This is a genomic window from Nostoc sp. NMS7 (assembly GCF_017115085.1).
Lineage (GTDB): Bacteria > Cyanobacteriota > Cyanobacteriia > Cyanobacteriales > Nostocaceae > Nostoc.
Genome location: NZ_JABXKJ010000029.1, coordinates 1 through 8,942, shown reverse-complemented (window position 1 = coordinate 8,942; position 8,942 = coordinate 1). Strand labels below are relative to the sequence as shown.

Sequence of the window (8,942 nt, the reverse complement as noted above, 5' to 3'; positions counted from 1 at the left end):
ACCCTTTGTATCCTCTTATTTTTCTTCCTATCCCCTATTTATTCAGCGGATACGAGTTATTGATAATTATAAAAATGCTATTGGTGAAAATCTCATCTATCCAGTATTGAAAGAAGTATGGAAAACTTACCGAAGTAAATTAACACTTTGAAGTTATGAAAGATTAGCTTACGATGAAGATTTATCAGGGGTTCCAGATTATACGGTGACACAGCGAAACCCTCTGGGTACGATTGTTTTTGATAAACCTTATTTTTTGAATGTTGAAGCTAAACAGGACAAATTTGAAGAAGGTTGGGGTCAGTGTTTAGCTGAAATGATCGCAGTGCAGCGAATTAATGATGATTTTGCCAGCCCTGTTTTTGGGATTGTTTCTAACGGCAAAATATGGGAATTTGGAAAGTTGATTGCTGATGTGTTTACTCGAAATAAAAATTTGTATGTAATTCAAGATTTAGATAAATTATTTGCGGCGGTGAATTATATTTTTCAACAATGTGAATTAAAAATACAAAAACAATAACATCATGTATTCTCCCGATGAAATTAGAGTGATTTTTTGGTTCGATAACGACCATCTCAACCCAAAACGAGTTTGACAGCCTACCAAGAATTCCACTTGGATGACGATGCGACAATCAAAGCGTTGAAGCGATAGGCTTGATAAATAGTGAGGCAAAATTTAACATCTTGCCCTATAAAATCGATATCCAGTTAGCTGCTATTTGGGATGATCGCAGAGCCATTATTTCAGTTAGTAGGCAATCTCAGTTAAATAATATGAAATACTAAATACAAATATTGCTAAGAGAACAGGAATCATTTTACTAAAGTCTATTCGTTTTTTTTGAACTATTTCTAAACAAGACATCGGAATCATCAGAGGCCAGAAGATAGTTGTTACCAAAAACATCACAACTGATAAAAATTTATCTTCTGGAGTGGAAGCAGGATGACGTAGCAAAAATATTAACCAATTGCTTAAAAAATAGCATGTCATTAACAGATAACCAATAGTTAAAGTCAGTTGTATCTGATTCACCGTGACTACTCCTGAAGTTATGCGAGCTTCACTAAACATCATTCGTACAAAGTTATAACATATACAGTTGTCATGTCATCCCGTATTTAAAATAAGCACTCCCCTCTCCCATATTGGGCTATCCATTAGTCACATCTTTCTTAACATTGCTGTAAGGCAGACAGGAAGAAACCTACAGTAAACTTTTAAAATCTCTAGCAGATGAGCAGGTAGATTGGCATGAGTGAAGCTACAGAAACGATTTTCAGCAAAATCATTAGTCGGGAAATTCCCGCTGATATTGTTTATGAGGATAATTTAGCCCTGGCATTCAAAGATATCCACGCCCAAGCGCCCGTTCACATCCTCGTCATTCCCAAAAAACCCATTCCCTCACTAGCTGATGCTGAATCTCACGATCATGCTCTGTTGGGGCATCTTTTGTTAACCGCCAAACGTGTTGCAGAAGAAGCTGGACTGAAAAATGGTTATCGAGTTGTCATCAATACTGGTGATGACGGTGGTCAAACAGTCCATCACTTACATCTGCATATTTTGGGAGGACGGCAGTTAAACTGGCCTCCTGGTTGATAAAACCCGATGAATTGTGTCTCTAGACGCAATTCATCACTAAAAAAAATCACTGTTTGCAACTTAGTACAGAAAACGACAAAAAGAGTATGGAATTTAATCATTCGTAGGTTGGGTAGAACGAACGCGAACAGCGTCCCGTAAGGAAGTGAAACCCAACATCAAGTCTGAATATTTCTGAACCCCTTTTAGGGTGACGTGTATTTAGCAGACGGGGGTGTAGAATCTCATTGACTTCTGATAAATTAAATGACCAATCCAAAAACCAGTAAGAATGTCATCATAGTAAAAGTAAAAACATTCAGGAGATAAGACAACGGTTTACGCACGCCCTTTAGCACGGTTAATTGAGCAATTGCAACGCTTGCCGGGAGTTGGCCCTAAATCTGCCCAGCGACTGGCTTTGCATATTTTGAAGCGCCCAGAAGCAGAAGTAGAAGCTTTGGCACAAGCTCTGATTGAGGCAAAAAAACAAATAGGCTTGTGTTCTGTTTGCTTTCACTTATCTGCTGAACCAGTTTGTGAAATCTGCCGCAATTCCAACCGTGACAACAGCACTATCTGTGTTGTAGCAGATCCCCGCGATGTGATTGCGCTGGAAAAAACGCGCGAGTATAAAGGTAAATATCACGTTTTGGGTGGGGTGATTTCGCCAATTGATGGAATTGGCCCAGAACAGTTGACTATAGTGGCTTTGCAGCGCCGGGTGAATCAGCAAAAACCTCAAGAAGTAATTCTCGCAATTAGTCCGAGTGTAGAAGGGGAAACAACAACACTATATATCGGTCAGCTACTAAAACCATTTACCAAAGTGACGCGGATTGCCTTTGGTTTGCCTGTAGGTGGTGATTTGGAGTACGCCGACGAAGTGACCCTAGCAAGGGCATTGGAAGGACGTCGGGAGTTAGATTAGGCTTAAATAAACTTCCTTATTTAAAGCTAGCTTTCGCTTCTGCTCATCGCCTGACTAATTATGTTAAAATCACGTTTGCCAGCACGTAAATTTTGAGTCAGTGCCATGTGTGCAAAGGGATTTGGGCAATCTCATAACCCAAAAATCAACAAGCTAGTCTTAAAGAGAGTGACCTATTGCTATCAACCCAGTCCAGAAGCGTTAATTAAAAGCATTTGCCTCTAGTGTCGCTTGAATAAGGAAAATGATAGAGTTAAGAGCGATCGCTACGCAAAAAATCTAAATAAGATATGGCTGACCAAAAAGATAAAGCTCAAGAAAAAAACCGTCTTGAACAGCTTCAAGAAGAACAAGGCAACACGGATTCTAAACACTCAGGGGGTGCTGGCGCTTCTGGCGGCAACTCAGGTGCAGGTAAATCTGGCGCATCAAAAATTTCTGCCACTGGTACACCTGATGATATCGAAAAAGTTGACCAGGAGCAAAGTTGACTCCGACAACGAGTCAAGGTTTAACTGCGTCGGCTCTCATTTGTAACTAAACTCAACAATGATGGATTAGACCTCTTGCAAAAGTCCCTAACACCCCACCCCCAGCCCTTTCCCGCAAGCGGGGTGGGGTTCTTTTTTTGATTTATGCAAGAAGTATATTGAATACCTGATTATTGAGTCCACCATAGCGATCGCACAAGCAGCATAATACTAATGTTATTTACAGTGCTGATGCTAAGTACTTGTGGTCAAGAATCGGCGAGGAATAAAATAGCAGTTTTAGCAGCAGCACAAAAGATTAATTCGGCTTACCCGTAATCGTGAATGCTGCCCAGTAGTAAGGATGATTATAAAGATTTTTATCTGATGCCATTTTACTATTTCTATATAGTTGTGTCGCTAAATAAGTTTGAATTCGTAATTCATCGGGATGCAGATTATTCAAGATATCTTCATACCATTTTGTCAGTTCTCCAGCAGTTAGTTCTTTCAGCCATTGTGTTGCTTCCGCTAAGGCAGTAACTGCTGATTTATTGGGCTGCAATCGCCGGTAAAACTCGATCATTACCAAGGCACTAGCTGAAGATTCTACACTCCAGAGAGTACTCACTACATGAGGAACGCCCTGACTCACAAAACCACTAACTAAACTCACATATTCGCTGCTGATAGTCTGGTTGCTAGTACTTAAATTTTCACAGGCAGAGAGAGTAATAAGATTGTAACTTGCTAGATTCTGTTGGCATTCATCTAGAGTAAGTTTGTCTTCACCTGCTAATGCTAATTCTGACTTTTTAGGTTCAGCTAAATTATTAGTAACACGACCCGTAAAATGAAAAATGTTGTAATTAGCAAATAAGGTGTTTTTGACAAGAGTTTTCGTAGCTTCTGACCCCTGAATTCGTTTGATATTATTAAACATCTGGCTCACAACTTCCGATTCAAGTTTGGCAAATTTTAGTGTGGGATAAGCTGCACTTTCAGGATGTTCAACACTGAGCAATAACTGATTTTGCCACTGCCAAATCTCTTCAGTTTTTATTGATAAACCTATTTGGGCACTAGGCAGATAGGTAACGCTGAAATTTGACTCCACATTCGGCAACTCTTCCGGCGATGGGTTAGAGAGATGGAAAAGGGTATGAATGGGCAATCTGGACAAGTCACGGTGAGGAATTAAAACCAGTTGGGTGATGCCTTCGAGTTCCTGTGCAATTGTGGAAATATTCAGAATTTCATACAGTTGCAACAGTTTTTGTTCCATATCAACTCGCCAAGAATGCTGGCTTTTACTTTCTTTGTCTTGACCCGTGCTGCGATAATCTTGATATTGTTGATGCCAATCTTCTAGCCAACTTTCAAATTCAATTAGGCGTTGCACTGCTTCGGGTAAGGGCAATTCATTTAGACGGATAGCGTCTTCTCCTAAAAGTATTGCCCCAGGATCTTGCATGGGTGTAAACAGGAGGATTGGTGATGGTGCTTGGTCTTTGAGAATGAAAGTATGTAGGGCAACTGGACTAATATGCCAGTAAATAATTGCTGTTGTGGGATTGAATAGTTGTTGAATTCTGCCATAATCAGGTGAGTAAATCTGATCATTCCAGCCAGATAGCAGCCAGTTTAAACAAGCATTTTTACCTTGTTCGGCAATTTGCCAAGCTTCAACTAAATCACCGGACTCTACGGCTAAATCAACTGCTAATTGCTCAAAGCCGGCAAATTTTAAAGCTAGCTGTTTTTTACTTTCGTCTGAGCGAGTTTCTTCACTCAGCAATTGTTGCAATAAATCTGTGCCGCGTTGCAGCAATTCTTGAACTTGTGTTGTTTGTCCCAAACCCATCAGCACTTTGCTTAGAGATTGCAAAACTTCTAGGTGCAACTGGGGAAAATATTCTAGTGTGAGAGTTAATAGCGCCTGATGGTACTCAGATGCGGCTTTGCGCCAATAATCGCGGCTATTGGGATGTTTTTTGCCTCGGTCGTAGTAAGTATTACCGATCGCAACATGCAATCTACCCCAACCTTCTGGATGGGTATCTGTCCGCAGATGCTTTAACCCTTCCTCATAGCTGGCTAATTTTCCTTCATAGCCGCCCTGTTGTAAGGCGGGATTTGTCGCTGTTATCCGACTCGACAAATTCAGCAATGCCTCAGAATCTACTAAATTACCGATCGCATTTCCCCGACCAATCCAAGCTTCCCAATAATCTTGTTTAATTTGCAAAGCGTTGTCATAACAGGCGATCGCTTCGGCAAATTGTTCTAAAGAAAACAGTGCTACTGCCTGATTATACCAAGCTAAATGGAAGTCGGGTTTAATGGCGATCGTTTGCTGATAGGAGGCGATCGCTTCTTGGTGGCGTCCTAAGTTGTCTAATGCTATACCCCGGTTGTACCAAGCTAAGTAGAAATCGCCTTGAACTGAGAGGGCTTTGTCCCACGAGGCGATCGCTTCTGACCACCTTCCTAAATTAAACAGCACTACACCCCGGTCTATCCAGACTTCGTGATACTCTGGGTGAATTTCTAGCGCTTTGTCGTAAGATATAATCGCTTCGGCAAATTGTTCGCCTACAGCTAGTACTATGCCTCGGTAATACCAGTTTTCCTGGTCTTCTGGTTCCAGATGTAGCGCATGGTCATAACTAGAAATAGCTTCTGGTAGCCAACCTAACTTTAACAGCGCCAAACCCCGGCTAGACCAAGCTTCTTGGTAGTCTGATTTGATTTCTATGGCTTTGTCAAAAGAAGCGATCGCTTCTTCAAAATATCCTAATTCTCCCAGAGTTCGACCTCTGTTGTACCAAGCTTTGTAGAAGTCAGGTTTCAGTTCTGTGGCGGTTTGGTAAGATGCGATCGCTTCATCAAAACGTTCTAAATGAAACAGCGTCAAGCCTCGGTTAAACCAATATTCGGGGAATTTGGGTTGTAGTTTGATCGCTTGGTCATAAGAGGCGATCGCGCCTAACAAATCACCCGTTTTCGCTTGGCTTAGACCTTGGTAAAACCACGTTTTAGCCTGGGTAACAGGATTATCGCTACGTCGCTCAATAATACCAGAGGGATTATTGCTTTGATCTGCCAAATTAGCAGCAAGTTGCTGGACTAAATTGGTACTTTGATCCAAGCTTACCCACAACTCATCTAGGGTATAAGCCACGTTTGGCTCTAAATTCGTCAAAGTCTTATCCCAGGTTGACTCCAAGTCAGACGTTGTTAATTCAGTTTTTTCTCTAGTCGAAAGGACATTTGTTGGTGTTTTAGTTGGAGTAACTTTCTCTTCATAGCCGAACCTCAGTTGGGCTAATGAGGTGATTGAATCTTCGGCTGCGGGGAGAGGGAGATTTTCTCTGATTGTGCTTTGGGTGTCTTCTGGTTCATATTCCAATACCAGTTCCTCTAAATTCTCAGTCAATTCTTCCTCAGAAGAGACATTTTCGGGTGCTAAGGTTATTGGTTCAACATCTTGCAGATCATATTCCCATAACTGCTCACCTAAGCTACGGATTAGCTCTTGACCAGGGGAAGTTGGGAGAATTTCTTCATCGGTTGTAGATTCTCCGACATTTCCCTCGTCATACTCCCATAACTGTTCGCCTAAATTGCGGATTAACTCTTGCCCAGGAGTCGCTTCTATTGCATTTCCCTCGTCATACTCCCATAACTGTTCGCCTAAGTCGCGGATCAGCGCTTGCCCAGGAGTCATTTCTACCCCATCTTGCGCCTGATTGTCCTCATACTCTATAGGTATGGGTGAGTTTTGCATCAGGCGGATGCCAATGTTGTATGCAACGTCTCCAATTCTGCCAATCCCAAGTTCTCCCAGCTGCACCATCTGGGATGCTAACAGAGGATTCGGTGCAGGTGAAGCTAACAAGGTTTCGCCAAACATCACCAACCAATCTATCCAGCGTTCAGCCGGAATCCGATTTTCGAGCCGTTGCAGATACCTTAATGCCCACTGTTGTCCTCGTGCTTGATGCACGCCTTCTAACAATTGGATAAACAATTGTTCCAGATCCGCATTGGTTAGTTCTGGTATTACCCCCACCACATTGCGTCCTCTCCCACCCTTGAGAGAACGACGAGTCTGCTTACTTTCAATGAGGCGCTTTAAAAACCTTTTAAGCGACTGCGATATCCGCCTGAGCATCTGCCACACTCTTGGATTTTGTTTTTCTAGATTGTAGCCATCGTTGTGTTCAAAAAATCATCAATTACGTAAAAACCCATTAGATCCTGACAGCGCTTGCGTAGCAGATTAGCAAAAAATATCCAAAACTTCAAGAGCATAGCATTAGAACGTTACAATTACCAGATTCAACTCTTGAATTTTGAGTTTGCCAAGCTCTTAATTTTCTGTTTGCTCTGTAGTCGATTGACCAGCCGGATATAATTGGCTAATCAATGCCTGGACAAGCAGTTGGGGATCGTCTGTCTCAACCGCAAGCTGTTCAGCAATCTGCTGGCGTAAGTTTTGATCCTGCTGCAACATCACAAACAACTCTTCTAGGGTGACAGTTTGGGATTCTCCCTCTGGGAGGTTCTCTGGCTGATCTGCTGATTCTAATATTAGGGCGGTTGGCTCAGAGAGCAAACTTGTGCTAAGAGCATCCGGGCCTTCATATTCCCAAATTGGTTCGCCTTGATTGCGTGTCAATAATTGCATCCCGATACTATAGGCAACATCTCCGACTTCTCCGATGCCCAACTCACCCAGTTCCACTAACCGCGCAGCTATTTCATTATTGGGTGTAGGTGATGCCAGCAATCTGTCGCCAAAGCGCCCTAACCACTCAACCCAGCGTTCAGTTGGGATGCGATGTTCAATATTATGCAGCCACTTCCGTGCCCATGCTTCCCCTCGTGCTTGATGTACTCCTTGCAACAGTTCGTTGAAGAGAAATTCCAGATCCGTATCGCTTAAGGGTGGTGCTGGTTCTTTTTGCACATTCCCCCGATATTTTGAGGCAGTCTGTTTTCCACCAAACAAGCTCTGAAAAAGCTTTTTGAGCCATTGAAATAGCCGCTTGAGCATCTGCTACACCATCGAGTATTGCTTATCCTAAAATTGTAGCGATCGCACTGGACTATGGCGTTAGTTCCGTCAATAAAATCTATAGACTGGAAATCTCTTTTTTCCTCTAGGGCATGGGGCACTTGTACTGAGCGTTGTCGTTGGCGTAGCCTCTCGTAGAGAAGTATTGGGCATCGCGCATGGGGTAAAGACTTACTGCAACTTTCCCTGTGCTCCCCGGCTCCAGCCCTGAGAATAGGGCTAGAGCCGCTTACTACAAACCTTTAATTATTCACACTCGCTTACTTACAGGACTTACACAAACAATAGCTGAAACCCTAATTTTACGGTTGGGGCAATTCATGAATTGCCCCTACAGGTATAGTTTTGCGTCAGTCCTAACTTAAACCAATGGTGCTTAAGAACATTGCTCAACATTGGCTCGACTGAGTATAGGCAATGTTTAATATAGGAATTACGCACTTTACAAATTCATCGTAATGTGCATTAAGCAAAATAGGTTGTTTCAGGCTTTGATTAATTATCCTTTGATCGTAAATAGACGATGCTGTAGGGGAAAAGCCATGCTCATACGTGTCAACTTAACCTAAAAGCCATGTCCCGCAAGGAACTGAAGTTCCTTGCTAATAGCGAAAGTCAATCTTTAGATGACTAAATAATCTGAAAAATCTTTAGTCTACTTGAGTAGACTTTAGCTAAAAGCCAAAGAACTTTAGTTCTAGGCGGGTGATGAAGCCAACAGTTAAGCTATAGCAGTAGCCATATACGTTAGGACATATAATATGATTAGCAGTGTTAAATATGTAGCTGAAATCTTTGATCGATATTATGGCTAAATCCTATAGTTATGATTTACGTCAAAAAGTGATTCAAGCAATTGAACTA

At 42.0% G+C, this 8,942-nt stretch carries 6 protein-coding genes and 1 pseudogene; 4 read left to right on the top strand and 3 right to left on the bottom strand.

Translation table 11 applies throughout. The features are described 5' to 3' along the window. A pseudogene (locus HWQ38_RS02120) lies at positions 1-523 on the top strand (hypothetical protein); the annotation flags it as partial. A gap of 231 nt (positions 524-754) precedes the next feature. Here HWQ38_RS02120 and HWQ38_RS02115 read toward each other — a convergent pair. Then, positions 755-1,000 carry a hypothetical protein gene (locus tag HWQ38_RS02115; RefSeq protein WP_366933210.1) on the bottom strand — a complete coding sequence of 82 codons (246 nt, stop codon included), beginning with the start codon at positions 998-1,000 and terminating at the stop codon, positions 755-757. Positions 1,001-1,261: 261 nt separating this feature from the next. On the opposite strand from HWQ38_RS02115, the gene HWQ38_RS02110 reads away from it, so the two are divergent. From HWQ38_RS02110 to HWQ38_RS02100, 3 genes are all read left to right on the top strand, one after another. After that, positions 1,262-1,612 (top strand): histidine triad nucleotide-binding protein, encoded by a 351-nt coding sequence (locus HWQ38_RS02110; RefSeq protein WP_292789637.1) that lies wholly within the window; start codon positions 1,262-1,264, stop codon positions 1,610-1,612. Between the two features lie 355 nt (positions 1,613-1,967). Next, positions 1,968-2,525, top strand: a complete 558-nt coding sequence (gene recR / locus HWQ38_RS02105) for a recombination mediator RecR (protein ID WP_292789635.1) — start codon at positions 1,968-1,970, stop codon at positions 2,523-2,525. A 290-nt stretch (positions 2,526-2,815) separates the two neighbouring features. After that, complete coding sequence (locus HWQ38_RS02100) at positions 2,816-3,016, top strand: hypothetical protein (RefSeq protein WP_292789634.1); 201 nt, start codon at positions 2,816-2,818, stop codon at positions 3,014-3,016. Between the two features lie 298 nt (positions 3,017-3,314). On the opposite strand, the gene HWQ38_RS02095 is transcribed toward HWQ38_RS02100, so the two are convergent. Both HWQ38_RS02095 and HWQ38_RS02090 read right to left on the bottom strand, forming a co-directional pair. After that, entirely contained in the window at positions 3,315-7,172 is a 3,858-nt protein-coding gene (locus tag HWQ38_RS02095; protein WP_292789632.1) for a tetratricopeptide repeat protein, read from the bottom strand. Positions 7,173-7,370: 198 nt separating this feature from the next. Continuing rightward, positions 7,371-8,057 carry a hypothetical protein gene (locus tag HWQ38_RS02090; RefSeq protein ID WP_292789630.1) on the bottom strand — a complete coding sequence of 229 codons (687 nt, stop codon included), beginning with the start codon at positions 8,055-8,057 and terminating at the stop codon, positions 7,371-7,373. Positions 8,058-8,942: the final 885 nt, after the last annotated feature.

Coding starts and splice junctions, on each gene's coding strand:
- HWQ38_RS02115 (WP_366933210.1), bottom strand. CDS start 1,000: ATGACATGCTATTTTTTAAGCAATTGGTTAATATTTTTGCTACGTCAT.
- HWQ38_RS02110 (WP_292789637.1), top strand. CDS start 1,262: ATGAGTGAAGCTACAGAAACGATTTTCAGCAAAATCATTAGTCGGGAA.
- HWQ38_RS02100 (WP_292789634.1), top strand. CDS start 2,816: ATGGCTGACCAAAAAGATAAAGCTCAAGAAAAAAACCGTCTTGAACAG.
- HWQ38_RS02095 (WP_292789632.1), bottom strand. CDS start 7,172: ATGCTCAGGCGGATATCGCAGTCGCTTAAAAGGTTTTTAAAGCGCCTC.
- HWQ38_RS02090 (WP_292789630.1), bottom strand. CDS start 8,057: ATGCTCAAGCGGCTATTTCAATGGCTCAAAAAGCTTTTTCAGAGCTTG.